Here is a 15,102-nt window from a genome sequence, read left to right as displayed (position 1 = left end):
CGTTTCGGTTTATTACTTAGCTAAATATAAATATGTTACTTTTATTTTATAAACTCTAAATTTTATATTTAGCGGGCTTAGTTAATATGCACTGACCTTCTGTTTAACACAAAATCCTTATTTTTCATATACATTGTTAGGGTTAGTTTTTTTACATCATACTTTTTGGAATTAGTGCATTCCCATTTCTAAATTCACTGTCAACAAGATGAACATTTTTCATATCTTCAAACAGATTTTTAGAAATATGTTCAAAAACAATCATTTGAAATTCACTCCCATTTTCTTTTCGTTCTTCTATGAATTTATCTAATAATATAAAAGCTTGAGTTATTTTATTATTATCACTATGGTTTTTATCTAATCTTGTTTTTCCATCATCTCCATAATAAGGTCTACTTGGTTGGTCAATAACTAAAAAAGGAGCTACATAAGGTGATTTATTTTTAAAAATGACTTCTTGCATTGCCAATGAGAAAAATAAATGTAAAAACATATGATTGGAACTACTTCCAACATTTTCATAAATTGTAGATTTAGGTTTTCTTAATTTTAAAGATTTGTTTTTGTAGTCAAACTCTGGTAAGAAACCTTCGTAGTTACCCATAGCCTTATCTACTGTAATCATATATTCTCTTATAATTTCCTCAATTACCTTTATTGTCAAATCTCTTTTTTCATTTGTATCTGATATAGTAATTGATTCTAGTTCTTCTTCCAGTTTTTTGATTTCTGCTTCTACAGAAACTGATGGAGATGAGTCTGATTTTGAGTATAAGTTTATTTTGGCCTTTACTTCACCAATAAACATATATTTTTTCTTATCATTTTCGAAGATCCTATTTTCTTTAGGTAAAGATTCTAATTTATCTTCTAAAGATGACAACTGTGTGGTTAATTGAGAAATTTCGTCTAAAACCTGTTTGTCAATTGGAGTTTTTGTTTTCCTAGCTTCTTTTATTTCATTTAGCTCGGTTGATAATTGTGAAATAAGACTTTTGAAATTATCTGTTTTAATTATTTTGTCAGTTTCTCCCTGAATAAAAGTTATAGGTTTTAAACTGTCTTCAACATCCGTTAGGTTCTTTTTGAAAATAGAATATTCATTAGTAAAATCTTTTAAATTCTTGATTTTTCTTTTAATAATATTTCTTTCTTTTTCTAATTTTGCTCTTTCAATGCCTGCTCCAGTTTCGATTATAACACCATTTACAACTTCATTTAATTCACTTACGGCTTCTTTTTCAAGAGTGTCAGGGTTTATTAAGGAAAATTCTTTAGCCTTTTTTATTAATGCTTTTTGTTCTCGTTGAAAATATTCTGATTTTTTAGATATTTCAAATTCTTTACGTTTTAGTTTTGCTAGTTTCTTTTCTAATTCTACTTTTTTCTCTTTTTTTAATATGTTTTCTATTTTTTCTATACCAGTTGCAATATCAAAAATTCTAGGTAATGCATCTCTGTATCTCGAATCATTCTGTTTATCAAAAAATATTTGCTGTGAGTTTGTTATAAGGTCTTGAGAAATAGTGTTAAACATCAAGAAATATCGGAAAGAAATCTTAGAGCCAACTTTAATGTTATTACTACCATAGCCAATAGGGAATGAGACTGTCTTATCTATACTGAATTCTGTTTCTATTAGTGATCTTATGTTGGTCTCCGTATTATTTGATTCTGGATTTGTTATTGGAATTTCACCTGTAGATGAAAAATAATATTCACTTGAAACATTTCCTTCAAATAAAGCTTTTCTACCAATAGTATATTTTTTATCATTTATATTTATTTTTAATCCATACCAAGAAACATTCTCATTAATGATACTTTCTGAAATTGTTGATTTACTAGAAAAGTAACAATAATCTATTATATCTAAAATAGCAGTTTTTCCAGTATTACTATCGCCTGTAATTACATTAACCTTGTTTGGCTCAAACTCTAATTCTCTTTTTTTTCCATTCTTAAGCCAAAGAATTATTTTTTCAATATTATATTTCATAATTCTATTCTAAGATTTAAATATAGGTTTTCACTATTTTCTTTTAGTAATTTTGATACATTTTGAGAAGCTGAATTTATTTTATCAGCTCTTTTTCCCATAGCTTTTTCAAACTTAAAGTGTTGATTATTTATTAAATTACCATCTTTAATTGAAATGCTATTAGTTTCTATCAAAAGTTGTATCGCATTTAGTGAATTAGCTAATGTATCATAGTACCTTTTATTAAAATTTGAAAATAAAGGAGTCTTTTCGGATATTAATTTTTCAATACTTTTTATTTCTGTTGTTTTCCTTGATAAGTGAGCGGTTAAGGCTTTACTTGTAAATAAAGGCATAATAAGTAAAGCTTTAGATAAAGAGAGCTCTTTAGATAAAGATAAAACAGAGTTTATTGCTATGGATGTGATTCCAATGTTGTTATAGTTTTCTAAATTCATCTTTTATGTTTTGTCCAATCTTTTTTCCATCCAATTTTTGGAATATCTGATAAGTAATAAAATTCACCATTACTTAATTCTGTACCTAATTCTTGTCCATCAATTTTAAGGTTTTCTTCTCTTAAAAAATTTATTATATCCAAACTAGAATCATCATTAAAATCTGATTTATTTGTTAATGCTCTAAATTTATTAGACCATTTCAATTCAGCTTCATCTCTATAATGCTTAATTTCTTCTATTGTTATTAAGCCTTCAGTAAGCCATTCAGCTATGTTGTTTTCTATTTTAAGTTTAAAGCGTGTGTATTTAGCTATTATATCTATTTCATCAATTTTAATATCATTAATTTCTAATAGTTGTTTAATAAATATTTGGCTTTCCAGTTTGTCAGGTAAGCTCATAGTTAGAGGTACAATTTGTAATTTCTCGCTTCGAGCATTATTAAAATACTTTCTGTATTTTGTGTAAAAGTCATCAAAATTGATTTGAACTTTATTACCAGCCTTAATTTCAATAAAATTATCTTCTCTTATTTTTGAATCAATTTTTGCAAAAACATCATTAATTCTATTTTTTGAAATTAACTTCGTTTCTATTGCGTCTTTACAATTTTGAAGAATTTCATCTTCACCTAGTTCAAAAGTAATTTTTGATATATAATGATTAAGAACGTTTTTATTTAAAAGTAAAAATTCGTTAATGTAATTTTTTATTGTATTATTCTCTGAATTCTCTCCAAATTCCCTAATTATTTTGATGAAATCATCAATAGAAACGGTCTTGTTTTTTAGTTGTTCTATATTATCAATGATTTGATTTTTGTAGCTATGATTTTTATTACTCCTCATCACAAAATGGGATTTATGAACAAATTCCAATTGTGATTTTATTTCTTTTCGATTATCATTTTCATCACTTATTACTTTCGCCCAATTATATAGTGTTTTCCATAAATCAATATCAGAGGCGGTCATGTTTTTGATATCTCCCTTCTTGTTTTTTTGAACAGAATGTTTAACTTGATAAAAAATATTAATATCATTCTCTAGTTCAGTGTGTACATCATCTTTCACTTCTAAACCAACAGATTCACCTTTATTTAGGTTTAATAATTTCCACAAGAAAAAGTAGTATTGAAACTCGAATCCAATTGATTTTGTTTCGGCTCCAGTTTTCTCAATATGTGTTTTATTACTCATTAAGTTTCTTGTTTTTTTAATTAGCTTTAATATGTCTATTCATATATTACTCACTTTTTTTTGTAAACTAGGTTAATAATTAATTAGAAACTTTATCGTATATATATTATATTTTTATTCCTTTTTTATTAAGTATTTCAGTTATATTTTTATTCCTTTCCTTTTCATAATCACCTTCTATAAATCCCAAAGCCATTGAAAGTGCATCATGGTTATTAAGTCGGTTATTATTCCAAGTAATCTTTTCTTTATTATTAATAAATTCTAACACACTGTCATCATCTAGCATAAATTCTTCAATTTCTATTAAAGCCCAAACAATATAGTTTATATCAATTTTTATTATTTGTTTAATAGTTTTTTCTCTGTATTTTCCAAAGTTTAACGTATTATCAAGTTTGTAAAACATATAATTGTATTAATTTTTATATTATAACTATAACTTACTTTTTACTTTAGGTTACTTAATATTAGCCAAACAAAAAAGATTGCTTAAATCATTTTTAAGAGTTTTTTTTTATTAAACCTCAACCCATTAATATCAATCATTAAAAACCCCATCACCCCTTCAAAAAAAAGAACAATAAGGCTTTTAAAGCCCCTTTACCCATCTACAAGATCAGCAATTCTAAGACTGTAGACTAATGTACTTACTTTCTACAAATTACCAAAAGGATTTTAAGGTTTATTGCTTAAAAATTTAAACCTTAGTTTATTATAAACTTATATATAGTGCCTTAAAAATAAAAAACAAGCCATAATAAGGCGGTATGCCACTTTAACCCATATTTATGTACATTTTAGCTAAGATACTTTAGTTTTAAAAAAAAACTTTTATATTAGGCAGCTAACCTATTAGGTATTAGATGTGTATGTAAATTAAATTATAATGAGTAAACAAAACAAAAACCAACCTGTGCAGCAAAACTTCCATATAGAATTGGAGGCACATTTATTAGAAAATGAAATATGGCTTACTACAGAAGAAGCCATGGCTTATTTAAAAATTAGCCGTAGTACCATTTACAGATTACGGAAACAACAGAGTATTCCTAATTTTAAGTTAGGGCACAGCCCCATGTATCCCAAGCATTTATTAACTAAAATATTAATGCAACGCGTTATACGCAATGTAAAGCAGTTTTAACAGTGCTGCATTCTTTTTTACATGTTTTCTTTATAAGTATTTCTTCCCTACAAAACCCTAAAAAAGCATATTAACGTATAACCTGTTTAAGGTTACACGCTAACACGCCCTTTTTAATCCTTTTACAGATTTCATTTTTTACAGTATTTAGCTTTTACAATACTGTAACAGCACCCATGTAGGTACTAATAGCTGCAAAATTGGTTTCGGGTTTAATAAAAGATAGCCAAACCTCTACCTCAAACCCCGCCATAAAGTCGGGCAAATTTACCGTTGCCGTTGTGGCATCTCGGGTAGCAACCTGCAAATTGGTGTAAAACAAGTTAAGATCTGGAGCATAAACCACCACTATTAGCACATCTGTAGCGGTGGCCTTGCCTTGTCCGCTATTGTCTTGCCAACCAAAATCTAAGGTTTGCCCTGCACCTGTGGCTATGGTGCCTGCTTCTACACCTCTTAAGTCGCCTTTGCTTATAAGCACCTTGGCATAGTCCATTACCATACCTTGTGCGGTGCTTACTACGGCATCTTTAAGATGGTAAGAGGTGGCTAAATTGGTCCGCGACTTATCGCCCTGCGGACTCCCAAAATAGAGGTCTAGAACCTCTGAAATAGGACTTAAAAAACGAATGACAGTTTTAAACTTCTGCCGTTGTTCTTCTTGTCGTACTGTTGGCGTATAATCCCCACGCTGTGGTAAACTACGCATTACATTTTTTCCGCGCCATCTAGCGCCTACTACATTACCTACTTTGCCAGAAAATCCGCCAAGTATGCCTTTTTCAAATGTGGCCATAATACAAAATATTTATAGATTAATATGCTGCTAATTTATAACCTAAAATACTAATATATAAAGGGTTGACACATGTTGACACCAATTGGTTTTTATTGATTGTAATTGATGGGGATTGACCTGTTGTGACACATGGTGACACACGGTGACCCATGCAGACCTGTTGTGGCACAGTCTGACACATGCTGACACAAAAGTGCTGTTTTTAGGGGGTTTTGTTCGGGTGTTGTTCGGGAATCCTTCGGTAGAGCCTCTGTTGTATTTTCTTAAAATAGACGTTTTAGGGAGCACATAGCCACAAAACCCAAAGGAACCCTAACCCGTAAAGAATGCCTAGAGGCGGGGATTGTTGTTTTTTTCAGAATAAAATAGATACAATCTAAAGATCCATAGGGTCAATTTCCCTAAACATCTATTCTGTAATTAAAAAATAAGCAAATAGTTTTACCTTTGGTTTTAAGGTTTAAAAGACTGCGATTGCAAAGCAAACGTAAAGTGTTGCTGTAGTAACCGCTTTAAAAAACCGTTTTTTAAAAAAATCTAATGCACAAAAATAAAAACATCACCTTATTCTTGCATCTATTGGTATGGCTAGTACTCTTTAGCATGCCTTATGTCTTATCTTATGGCGCGTCGCAAGAAATTGAAAGAGTCATTGCGCACTTCTGGATCCCTTTAGGCTTTTACTGCATTATATTTTACTCCAATTATTTTAGCCTTATAGATCGGTTTTTATTCACTAAAAAAACGCTGCTTTTTGTTGTTATTAATTTGGTAATGATAGCGGTGTTTATCACCTTAAAAGAACAGATAGAGAATGTTTTTTTTCAGGAAATCTTAAAAAAACCAATTAAAGATGATGGTAATGGCCCACCGTTTAAAATGTTTCTTTACATACAAATGCTGTCTTATATGGCACCTCTATTATTTGCTATTGCTATAAAAACTACCAAACGTTGGGTACAAACCGAAAACGAACGTAAGGAGGCAGCACATATTAAACTAAAGTCCGAGTTACAACACCTACATTACCAGTTGCAACCGCATTTCTTTTTTAACTCGTTAAATAATATTTATGCGATGGTAGATCTTTCTCCAGAACGAGCCAAAACCTCTATTCATAGCCTAAGCAAGCTTATGCGCTACATGTTGTATGATACTAATGAAGAATCAGTTGCCTTGTCTAAAGAAATAGATTTTATGGCCAAGTATATAGACCTAATGAAGCTTCGTGTTTCAGATAAAACGCTCGTTAATTATAGTTTTCCTGTCAATGAAACGGGGATTAAAATAGCCCCTTTACTCTTTATATCATTAATAGAAAATGCCTTTAAACATGGGGTGTCTGGGAGTAAAGAAAGTACCATTTGTATAAATATGGTGGCCACAGGTAAAACCGTTTTATTTACTACTGAAAACGATAATTTCCCTAAAAAGACAAACGATAAAAGTGGCTCTGGTATTGGGCTTCCTAATATTGAAAAACGAATAGAATTGCTATACCCCAATAAAAGCAAGTTTACAACCCAAGTGAAAGATCATAGGTTTATAGCTCGCCTAGAAATTGAAACGGATTAAATAAGCCTTGCTACAACACCAAGGCTATTGCAATGCATATAGGCTTGGTGTTGCTAAAACCAATAAGCCATAAACGTACTAAGAAATAAGAATAATGAAGTCTATAAAAAAAACGATTGTAATTTGCTTTTTATTAGTCTTAAGTACCCCGCTTTTTGCTCATAAAGGCGGCCATGGTACCCCCTTAAAATCTTGGACCATCACAACACGTAACGAGGTTATAAAAGCCAATTTTATAAGTTATGAAAAAGAGAGAGTTTGGCTTAGTAATGCTAACCATACCGTTAAAAGCTATCCCTTGTCAGCTTTTTCTAATGCAGATCAGCAGTATATTAAAACCCAAAGCCAGTTGATAAAAGCCTTAAATAGTGATGCTATTATTTCAACTAAAGTACCAACGGTTACTTATTTTAATAAGGCACTTATAGGCTTAGGCGTTTTGCTATTGTGTTTTTCTGTTTTTAAACTTGTAAAACAAAAAAAAATACGCGACCTATCTTATGGCGTACTAGGTATGATAGTTATTGTTATTGTAGGGTGCAAAAACACCACTACCACTTCTACAAGTACGGCAGTAGTACCACAAAATAAGGTGGCTGTAATGCAGACGTTTTTCGAGAAATTTGAAGGCGTTACCACACATGCAGACAAAGATTTTCTGTATATATCATCAAACGGTTTACCAAATCACCAAATGATGGTAGGCATTAGCAATTGGCAACAACAAGTTCCAATTCAGCAAAATTATACAGGCACTAATAGTTGGGCCATCCCTATACAGCCTCAACTGGCAAAAGAGCCGTTGTCTACAAAAACCAATTTACTTAAAGGCGCTATTGCTGTGGCAGTAAATGGCATTCCTATTTTTAATCCGTTAAACAATAGAGGCGAAGATGCTAATGCCATTGGAGAACTAGACCATTGGGGCGGGCATTGCGGCCGTGCAGACGATTACCATTACCATTTACCCCCTTTGCATTTACAAAACCAAGTAGGGGCTGGCAATCCGGTAGCTTATGCGGTAGATGGTTTTCCGGTGTATGGCGAAACCACAGATCCTTTAGACCAATACCTTGGTAAAACAAATGCCGATGGGTCTTACCAATACCACACCATTAAAGATTACCCTTATTTTATTGCAGCTATGAGAGGCGAGGTTGTTTTAGATCCTAAAACCGAAGCACCAGAAAATCAAGTGTATCCCCAACCCAGAACTCAAGAATTACGCCCTGCTTTACGTCCTTTAAAAGGGGCTGAAATTACAGGTTTTAAAAGCTTAGAAGCTAATAACTATGCATTAACGTATACCTTAGATTCAAAACCTTATATTATAAAATACCATTGGGATAGTGATGATAATTATACCTATCAGTTTATAAATCCTGATGGCACAACAACAGTAGAAACTTATAAGCCAAGATAAACCAAGATAAAAATGAAATATTCAAAATTGATAGTTCTTATGCTTTTTATGGGAGTAATATCTTGCGAACACCATAAAAAAGCAACAACAAAAGTAAATCATGATGATTTTAAAACCGTAAATGCCAATTTTAAACTCACAAGTAAAGCGGTAGCTAACGGTGTTTTATTAGACGCTTATAAGTGTGAAGAAAAAGTAAATGATGTTGAAAACTCCATACCATTATCGTGGCAAAATGTCCCCGAAGGCACCAAATCTTTAGCCGTTGTAATGTATCATTATCCTAAAAAGGATGATAAAACAGAAATTAACTCGTACCTGCTATTATGGGACATCGACCCTAGCGTTACCCAAATACCTTATAAAATGGCTGCTAAAGGCGCTTGGTTTATGGGGGGTAATAAAGACGGTACAGCCATATCGTACACCTCGCCGTGTTCGCGTGGTAAAGGCAAGCATACATATACCATAGCGCTTTATGCCTTAGCAGAAACCCCTGCGGCTTTACCTAAAAAACACAGTTTAGCTGTAGATTATAATGTGTTTATGGATGCCTTAGATACCGTAAACATTATAGACCGTACCACTTTAACTTTTATAGATTCTAATTAAAAACAATTTTAAAATGAGACCTTTAAAACATACAACACTGGTCGTTGTTTTGGCCTGCTTTACCATAACAGCTTGTAAAAATGGTGAAAACGCTAAAAAAGCAATACCAAAAACCTCAGAAGTTTATACCGGTACCGCTTCGGTATCTCAAGGTCCGGCAACAGTGCTGACTGAAAATCTATTGGAATGTGATAGAGGCAGAAAAGCCCCCATAGGCACAGTAACAGCAACAGATGGTACAGAATTTACGGTTCCTGCTGACGTTCATTTTACCGATGCTACTTTCCCTATGGCGTCTAATTTGTTTAATCCTTGTACGCAAGTAGAGTATGCCTCTGATGAAGAAGCCATAGCCGCTTTAGATGGCACTGATATTATAGAAGTAGATGCCGATGGCAAGGTGATTACCGCTTATGTATTTGCCGATAATTACTTCGAAATGTATATTAACGGTGTTCCGGTAGGGAAAGATAATGTGCCGTTTACACAGTTTAATTCCAACATTGTTCGTTTTAAAGTACATACCCCATTTACAATTGCCATGAAGTTAGTAGATTGGGAAGAAAATAGCGGTTTAGGATCAGAGGCCAATAGGGGGCAGGCGTTTCATCCTGGAGATGGGGGTATGGTTGCGGTTTTTAAAGAGGCTAGCGGTGAAATAATAGCAACAACAAATGCAGATTGGAAAGCCCAAACGTATTATACAGCGCCTTTAAGAGATTTATCTTGCGCAAGTGAAGAAGGCGCGTTAAGATTAAGCGAAACCTGTACAACCCAAGATTCTAATGACGGTACAGCCTATTACGCTTTACATTGGCAGACCCCAACAAACTGGCAAGCCGCAGATTTTAATGATAGTCAATGGCCTAACGCTACCGAGTTTTCAAATAAAACAATAGGGGTCGATAATAAGCCCGCTTACACTAATTTTATAAATGTGTTTGATAATGACAAAAATGATGCTAAATTTATATGGTCTACCAATGTTATTTTAGACAATGAAGTTTTAGTGCGCTATACGGTAAAATAATAGCTGTTACCAACCTGTTTTAACCCCTTTAAAAATACCAACTCCATATATGAGCCCTATTAAAATTACTTGTGTTATTGTAGATGATGAGCCTATGGCGCTCAATTTAGTAGAAAGTTATGTTGAAAAAACGCCTTTTTTAGATTTTAAAAAGAAGTGTAGTAGTGCTATTGAGGCTATGGAATATATAAAGACCAATCCGGTAGATTTAGTTTTTTTAGATATACAAATGCCCGATTTAACAGGTTTAGAGTTTTCTAAAATGTTACCCAAAGAAACCCGTGTTATTTTTACCACAGCTTTTGATCATTATGCCTTAGAAGGTTTTAAGGTTGAAGCTATAGATTACCTTTTAAAACCCTTTGATTATGCCGAGTTTTTAGCCGCTGCTAATAAAGCTAATGCTTGGTTTGAATTGGTAAAAGGGCAGAAGCAAAGTATTGTATCTGAAGAAAAAGAATTCCTTTTTGTGAAATCGGAATACAAACAATTACGTATTAAGCTTGCTGATGTTTTATATTTTGAAGGTCTAAAGGATTATATTAAAATTTGGATAAAAGACAACCCTAAACCTATATTAACGTTAATGAGCTTAAAGTCGCTTGAAGAAGAATTGCCTTCTACGCAATTTATGCGTGTGCACCGATCGTTCATTGTTTCTTTAAATAATATAAATGTTATAGAGCGTAGCCAGATTATAATTAATGATCAACGTATCACTGTGTCAGAACATTACAAGCCTAAATTTGTAGAATTTATAAATAATAACTCTTTAAATTCTTAAGCTTTAATTACTCATCCATAGAATATTATGTTTAGTCTGTAGAATTGCTGTGTTTGTCTATTTACTTTTTTAATAACAAGAGATAGAAATATATTTGCATTAACAAAAATCAATGCAAATTAAATTATGAAAAAAATCGCTTTAACTTTAACTGTGGCAATCACAATGTTTAGCTGTAGTAGTGTTAAAAATATGGATACATCAACGATTGCACAAGCAACTTCTTTGTTAAGTTCTTTAAGTTCTAACTCAACTGTACAACAAATTACGAGTCTTTTTAATTTATTAGACACAGATAATAGTGACTCTATTAGCTCTACAGAAGCTATTGGTTCTGTATCAGATAATTTTGATGTTTTAGATACCGATAGTAACTCAAGCCTTAATCTTTCTGAATTAACAGGTTTATTAGATATATTGAAATAAATTCCCCTAGATTTATAACTGAAGAAGGTATACTGTTTTATGGTATACCTTTTTTTCTTTTATACTAGACTTCTAAAACCTTATCTATAAAAATAATAGTTTTATAGATCAATTTGTATCACTGGTCTATTTGTTTTTTTTTTATGCTTTTATGATATATATCTTTAAACTATTAAGACAAAATAGAGTCTTAATAATTGAAAAGAAAAAAGTTTAATGCATTTTAAATCTTAATTATTATGAAAACATTTATTAAAACATACGTATTATCAGCAGCCTTTATAGTGGCTTTTGCAGCACAATTGCCTGCACAGACAAAAAGAAATACAAATAAAAAAACAGTAGTAACTACAACCACTAAAACTGTGGTGAAGAATAAGGGGAATAAAAGAATATCGAGTTCTAAAGTGACCTATAAAAAACCGACGAGAAAAGTAGTTTCGGTAAGATCAGTACCTAATAAAACGGTAGTAAAACACAACGGACAAAGTTATTACTATGCTAATAACAGATATTACACACAATCTAGAGGGCGTTACATTGTAATTGCACCTAAGGTAGGATTTAGAATTAAAACATTACCTCAAAATTATAAACGTGTAAGGTTTAATAACCATGATTATTACAGTGTTAATGGTACATTTTATATCTCTTATAATAACGAATATGAAGTCGTAGAACCCGAAATAGGAACTGTGGTTTATGAATTACCAGAGGATTACGAAAAAGTAGTTATTGATAACCAAACTTACTATGAATATGCTAATATTTTATATGAAAAAGTACAGGTAGATGGCACTAGAGCTTATGAAGTTGTAGGAATTATAGATGTAGAATAATTTTATTTTTTTAAATTGAAGAATTGGAGTGATAAAATTATTTATCACTCCAATTCTTTTATTAAGTCTATGATTCTTAATCTATTACTATAGTCATATTCATTAATGTCTCTTACAAAACAATACATGCTTATGTCTTTGTCCTTTACTTTTTTTGCTAATTCTTCAACTTTAAAAGGACCAAATTCTTTTGAGTTTTCAATAAAATAAAATTCGTGATCGTAGATAATAGTACTAACTTTTTTAGTGTATTTTTCTTTTAAAAAGTTTTGTATATCTTCAATAGAATTTAAATCATCTTCATATTTAGTGGTGTTAATATAAAGTGCAAACTCTTCTTTTTCTTGGTTATTAAGCACTAAAATATCATCATCTTTAAAATAAGCACTCACCGTAATCATTCCGTCTTCAGTCTCAATAGATAATATATTATTGAGGTTAATAGTCCATGAGGTTTTAATAACAATATCTTTTCGTGCTATTTCAAGAATATTATCTGTTTTAAAAGTATAAATCGATTTTTTATTAGAAATACCATTCACTAATACCCATTGTTGATCTATAAAAAGAGCATCGTGATGGCGGTCAAAATTAAAAGGCTTTAAATTAGGTATGGTTCTATGGAGGTAATCACTCATTTAGCAGGTTTTAAGTCGGTAGCATTGAGAATACAACGTTGAAATAGAGTTGTATATTCCTTAAAGTTAATAATTTTATAATAGTTTCAAAGTTTCTTAATTCTAATTAAGGTTTAAATGATAAATAAATAATTAAGAGTGCTTTTTTCTATTAAAAATAAGATTCAATACCCCCTAAGTCGTTCTAGACCATTTTTATATTGTAATTTTGCAAAATATTTAAGAAAAATATTTTTCTAAAAAAAATATAAAATTAAGTGACTTGTTAAAAAAACAAGTGTCTTAAGATTAACAACAATTAATTACATACTAAACAATCCTCTTGACTAAAGACGCTATTCATAGCCTAACCGATGAAGCGCTTGTAGAAGCAATCGTAAAAACCAACGACACTATGTTGTTTGAGGTGCTTTATGATAGGTATGCTTCAATGGTTTATAATAAATGTTATGGATTTGCCAATGGTGTTGATGAAGCTAAAGATTTAACACAAGACGTTTTTTTAAAGGTGTTTATAAAATTAGCAAGTTTTAAAGGTAAATCTAAATTCTCTACATGGTTATATACTTTTACGTATAATCATTGTGTAAATTACGTCACTAGAAATACAGCTAAAAAAATAGAAAAAAAATCAATTAGTAGTGAAACTATTGATATAGAAAATATTGGTGAAGATATAGATTCTACTCAAGAATTTGAGAACATGAGAGTAGAGCAGTTAAAAATTGTTATGGAACTGATATCACCAGAAGAAAAAATGATCTTACTATTAAAGTATCAAGACAATTTATCTATTAAAGAATTGGCAGATGCTTTAGATATTGGAGAAAGCGCAGTTAAAATGCGATTAAAAAGAGCAAAAGAAAAACTAGTACATAAGTACTCTAATTATACCAAAGATGGAGAATCCATTTAAGCAAATAGATCAGCCTTTAAAGGAAGTTCCTCAGGAGCTTAAAGCCAAAGTGATGCACGACATTGCTTTAGCTAAGCTTTTTATGGAATTAGCAGAACTGTTTTCTTATAATATAGGTCATATCATTGATAGTGTAACGAGTCAAAGAAAAAAATAGAATACTCAATATCCCCCTAACATAAAATTATAATTATGGACAGTATCATCGCATTAAAAAATAAAGCTATGCAATCATTATCATCAATGTGGCCTGAGTTTTCTGCTCTAGCTCTAAAATTTTTAGGAGCAATTGTAATTTTATTAGTGGGTTGGTTTATTACAAAACTAGTTGTTAAAGCCATTAAAAAGCTATTAAAAGTAGCTAATGTTCATAAGCTTGATAAGAAGCTAAATGAAATTGAAATTGTTGAAGGCAAATCGTTAAATTTTGATACCACTAAAGTGATTTCAAAATTAGTAAAATGGTTAATGTACATTATTTTAATTGTTGTGATTTCTGATGTTTTAGGTTTAGAAATAATATCTAGTCAGGTTAATAATTTATTAGGGTATTTGCCACAATTATTTGCAGCCTTAGCAATCTTTATAATAGGACTGCTATTTGCTAATTTTGTTAAAAACGGACTAAAATCACTTTTTGAATCGATGGATTTATCAGGTGGAAAAATGATTAGTCAGGTTGTATTCTTCCTGTTACTTACGTTTATATCTATAACCGCTTTAAATCAAGCAGGAATTAATACAGATATCATTACAAACAATATCACTATGATATTGGCAGCCTTTTTATTAGCCTTTGCAATTGCCTTTGGTTTTGGGGCTAGGGAAGTGGTTAATAAATTATTAAACACATTTTATGCTCGTAAGACGTATGAGGTTGGTCAGAAAATAATTTTTAATGACGAAACTTATGTTATAGATGCTGTACAGAGTATTTCAGTAATATTAAAGAATTCTAAAGGGAAGTTAATTGTACCTATTAAAGATATTGTAGAAAGTCAAGTGCTTATGCAGGATTAAGTTATAAGGTTAGGGTTATAGATTTTATGTTTACATAAAGTATGATTCTGCATATACTTGATATATAAAAACCCCTTTTCATTAATTTGATTAGGGGTTTTATTAGTTTACGTGATTGTGTATGGTTAGTTGCGTGATTAAGCAACTAATTTAGCAACTAAAAACCGAATAGAAAATTCGCGAGAATTTTTGTAAGCAAGCTAGAACTAGCAATAAATTATATACTTTGTTAGCCACTGGTTATATTCA

The 15,102-nt window shown here is 31.0% G+C and carries 17 protein-coding genes; 11 read left to right on the top strand and 6 right to left on the bottom strand.

Annotated elements, in window-relative coordinates:
• Positions 1 to 151: 151 nt before the first annotated feature.
• The 4 genes from H0I32_RS00725 to H0I32_RS00710 all read right to left on the bottom strand — a co-directional run bounded on the left by H0I32_RS00725 (position 152) and on the right by H0I32_RS00710 (position 4,053).
• Complete coding sequence (locus H0I32_RS00725; RefSeq protein ID WP_179313041.1) at positions 152 to 2,002, bottom strand: DUF3732 domain-containing protein; 1,851 nt, start codon at positions 2,000 to 2,002, stop codon at positions 152 to 154.
• The gene (locus H0I32_RS00720) at positions 1,999 to 2,442 is read right to left on the bottom strand and encodes a three component ABC system middle component (RefSeq protein WP_179313042.1); all 444 of its coding nucleotides are present in this window, start codon (positions 2,440 to 2,442) and stop codon (positions 1,999 to 2,001) included. The genes H0I32_RS00725 and H0I32_RS00720 overlap by 4 nt, the downstream gene beginning before the upstream one ends.
• Positions 2,439 to 3,644, bottom strand: a complete 1,206-nt coding sequence (locus H0I32_RS00715) for a hypothetical protein (RefSeq protein WP_179313043.1) — start codon at positions 3,642 to 3,644, stop codon at positions 2,439 to 2,441. The genes H0I32_RS00720 and H0I32_RS00715 overlap by 4 nt, the downstream gene beginning before the upstream one ends.
• 106 nt (positions 3,645 to 3,750) lie before the next feature.
• Positions 3,751 to 4,053: a hypothetical protein gene (locus H0I32_RS00710; RefSeq protein WP_179313044.1), complete on the bottom strand. Its 303-nt coding sequence runs from the start codon at positions 4,051 to 4,053 to the stop codon at positions 3,751 to 3,753.
• Positions 4,054 to 4,533: 480 nt separating this feature from the next.
• Here H0I32_RS00710 and H0I32_RS00705 point away from each other — a divergent pair, with 480 nt between their 5' ends.
• The gene (locus H0I32_RS00705) at positions 4,534 to 4,791 is read left to right on the top strand and encodes a helix-turn-helix domain-containing protein (RefSeq protein ID WP_173589016.1); all 258 of its coding nucleotides are present in this window, start codon (positions 4,534 to 4,536) and stop codon (positions 4,789 to 4,791) included.
• A gap of 154 nt (positions 4,792 to 4,945) precedes the next feature.
• Here the strand turns inward: H0I32_RS00705 and H0I32_RS00700 are convergent, their stop codons facing one another.
• Positions 4,946 to 5,587 carry a DUF6266 family protein gene (locus H0I32_RS00700; protein ID WP_179313045.1) on the bottom strand — a complete coding sequence of 214 codons (642 nt, stop codon included), beginning with the start codon at positions 5,585 to 5,587 and terminating at the stop codon, positions 4,946 to 4,948.
• A 543-nt stretch (positions 5,588 to 6,130) separates the two neighbouring features.
• Here H0I32_RS00700 and H0I32_RS00695 point away from each other — a divergent pair.
• From H0I32_RS00695 to H0I32_RS00665, 7 genes are all read left to right on the top strand, one after another.
• Positions 6,131 to 7,165, top strand: coding sequence for a sensor histidine kinase (locus H0I32_RS00695; protein WP_179313046.1), 1,035 nt, complete (start codon positions 6,131 to 6,133; stop codon positions 7,163 to 7,165).
• Positions 7,166 to 7,259: 94 nt separating this feature from the next.
• Entirely contained in the window at positions 7,260 to 8,588 is a 1,329-nt protein-coding gene (locus H0I32_RS00690; protein ID WP_179313047.1) for a YHYH protein, read from the top strand.
• A gap of 12 nt (positions 8,589 to 8,600) precedes the next feature.
• Entirely contained in the window at positions 8,601 to 9,200 is a 600-nt protein-coding gene (locus H0I32_RS00685; RefSeq protein ID WP_173589020.1) for a YbhB/YbcL family Raf kinase inhibitor-like protein, read from the top strand.
• Positions 9,201 to 9,213: 13 nt separating this feature from the next.
• Positions 9,214 to 10,230 carry a hypothetical protein gene (locus tag H0I32_RS00680; RefSeq protein ID WP_179313048.1) on the top strand — a complete coding sequence of 339 codons (1,017 nt, stop codon included), beginning with the start codon at positions 9,214 to 9,216 and terminating at the stop codon, positions 10,228 to 10,230.
• A 49-nt stretch (positions 10,231 to 10,279) separates the two neighbouring features.
• Positions 10,280 to 11,014, top strand: coding sequence for a LytR/AlgR family response regulator transcription factor (locus H0I32_RS00675; RefSeq protein ID WP_218747109.1), 735 nt, complete (start codon positions 10,280 to 10,282; stop codon positions 11,012 to 11,014).
• A gap of 126 nt (positions 11,015 to 11,140) precedes the next feature.
• Entirely contained in the window at positions 11,141 to 11,440 is a 300-nt protein-coding gene (locus tag H0I32_RS00670) for a hypothetical protein (protein ID WP_179313049.1), read from the top strand.
• A gap of 239 nt (positions 11,441 to 11,679) precedes the next feature.
• Entirely contained in the window at positions 11,680 to 12,279 is a 600-nt protein-coding gene (locus H0I32_RS00665; RefSeq protein ID WP_173589023.1) for a DUF6515 family protein, read from the top strand.
• Between the two features lie 44 nt (positions 12,280 to 12,323).
• Here H0I32_RS00665 and H0I32_RS00660 read toward each other — a convergent pair whose 3' ends face one another.
• Positions 12,324 to 12,917 carry a hypothetical protein gene (locus H0I32_RS00660; RefSeq protein WP_179313050.1) on the bottom strand — a complete coding sequence of 198 codons (594 nt, stop codon included), beginning with the start codon at positions 12,915 to 12,917 and terminating at the stop codon, positions 12,324 to 12,326.
• 322 nt (positions 12,918 to 13,239) lie between these two features.
• Here H0I32_RS00660 and H0I32_RS00655 point away from each other — a divergent pair, with 322 nt between their 5' ends.
• The 3 genes from H0I32_RS00655 to H0I32_RS00645 are packed head-to-tail and all read left to right on the top strand — an operon-like array spanning position 13,240 to position 14,853.
• The gene (locus H0I32_RS00655) at positions 13,240 to 13,833 is read left to right on the top strand and encodes an RNA polymerase sigma factor (protein WP_179313051.1); all 594 of its coding nucleotides are present in this window, start codon (positions 13,240 to 13,242) and stop codon (positions 13,831 to 13,833) included.
• Positions 13,817 to 13,990, top strand: a complete 174-nt coding sequence (locus H0I32_RS00650) for a hypothetical protein (RefSeq protein WP_173589026.1) — start codon at positions 13,817 to 13,819, stop codon at positions 13,988 to 13,990. The genes H0I32_RS00655 and H0I32_RS00650 overlap by 17 nt, the downstream gene beginning before the upstream one ends.
• 35 nt (positions 13,991 to 14,025) lie before the next feature.
• On the top strand, positions 14,026 to 14,853 hold the full coding sequence (locus H0I32_RS00645; RefSeq protein WP_179313052.1) for a mechanosensitive ion channel family protein: 828 nt from the start codon (positions 14,026 to 14,028) through the stop codon (positions 14,851 to 14,853).
• The last annotated feature ends 249 nt before the right edge of the window (positions 14,854 to 15,102 follow it).

It is taken from the genome of Winogradskyella sp. HaHa_3_26 (assembly GCF_019278425.1).
GTDB lineage: Bacteria > Bacteroidota > Bacteroidia > Flavobacteriales > Flavobacteriaceae > Winogradskyella > Winogradskyella undariae.
Note: the sequence above shows the minus strand (reverse complement) of the source record. Positions and strands in the feature narration are given on the sequence as shown.

What these genes read in the sequence shown, in the direction of transcription:
- H0I32_RS00725 (WP_179313041.1), bottom strand. Translation starts at nt 2,002, where the DNA reads ATGAAATATAATATTGAAAAAATAATTCTTTGGCTTAAGAATGGAAAA.
- H0I32_RS00720 (WP_179313042.1), bottom strand. Translation starts at nt 2,442, where the DNA reads ATGAATTTAGAAAACTATAACAACATTGGAATCACATCCATAGCAATA.
- H0I32_RS00715 (WP_179313043.1), bottom strand. Translation starts at nt 3,644, where the DNA reads ATGAGTAATAAAACACATATTGAGAAAACTGGAGCCGAAACAAAATCA.
- H0I32_RS00710 (WP_179313044.1), bottom strand. Translation starts at nt 4,053, where the DNA reads ATGTTTTACAAACTTGATAATACGTTAAACTTTGGAAAATACAGAGAA.
- H0I32_RS00705 (WP_173589016.1), top strand. Translation starts at nt 4,534, where the DNA reads ATGAGTAAACAAAACAAAAACCAACCTGTGCAGCAAAACTTCCATATA.
- H0I32_RS00700 (WP_179313045.1), bottom strand. Translation starts at nt 5,587, where the DNA reads ATGGCCACATTTGAAAAAGGCATACTTGGCGGATTTTCTGGCAAAGTA.
- H0I32_RS00695 (WP_179313046.1), top strand. Translation starts at nt 6,131, where the DNA reads ATGCACAAAAATAAAAACATCACCTTATTCTTGCATCTATTGGTATGG.
- H0I32_RS00690 (WP_179313047.1), top strand. Translation starts at nt 7,260, where the DNA reads ATGAAGTCTATAAAAAAAACGATTGTAATTTGCTTTTTATTAGTCTTA.
- H0I32_RS00685 (WP_173589020.1), top strand. Translation starts at nt 8,601, where the DNA reads ATGAAATATTCAAAATTGATAGTTCTTATGCTTTTTATGGGAGTAATA.
- H0I32_RS00680 (WP_179313048.1), top strand. Translation starts at nt 9,214, where the DNA reads ATGAGACCTTTAAAACATACAACACTGGTCGTTGTTTTGGCCTGCTTT.
- H0I32_RS00675 (WP_218747109.1), top strand. Translation starts at nt 10,280, where the DNA reads ATGAGCCCTATTAAAATTACTTGTGTTATTGTAGATGATGAGCCTATG.
- H0I32_RS00670 (WP_179313049.1), top strand. Translation starts at nt 11,141, where the DNA reads ATGAAAAAAATCGCTTTAACTTTAACTGTGGCAATCACAATGTTTAGC.
- H0I32_RS00665 (WP_173589023.1), top strand. Translation starts at nt 11,680, where the DNA reads ATGAAAACATTTATTAAAACATACGTATTATCAGCAGCCTTTATAGTG.
- H0I32_RS00660 (WP_179313050.1), bottom strand. Translation starts at nt 12,917, where the DNA reads ATGAGTGATTACCTCCATAGAACCATACCTAATTTAAAGCCTTTTAAT.
- H0I32_RS00650 (WP_173589026.1), top strand. Translation starts at nt 13,817, where the DNA reads ATGGAGAATCCATTTAAGCAAATAGATCAGCCTTTAAAGGAAGTTCCT.
- H0I32_RS00645 (WP_179313052.1), top strand. Translation starts at nt 14,026, where the DNA reads ATGGACAGTATCATCGCATTAAAAAATAAAGCTATGCAATCATTATCA.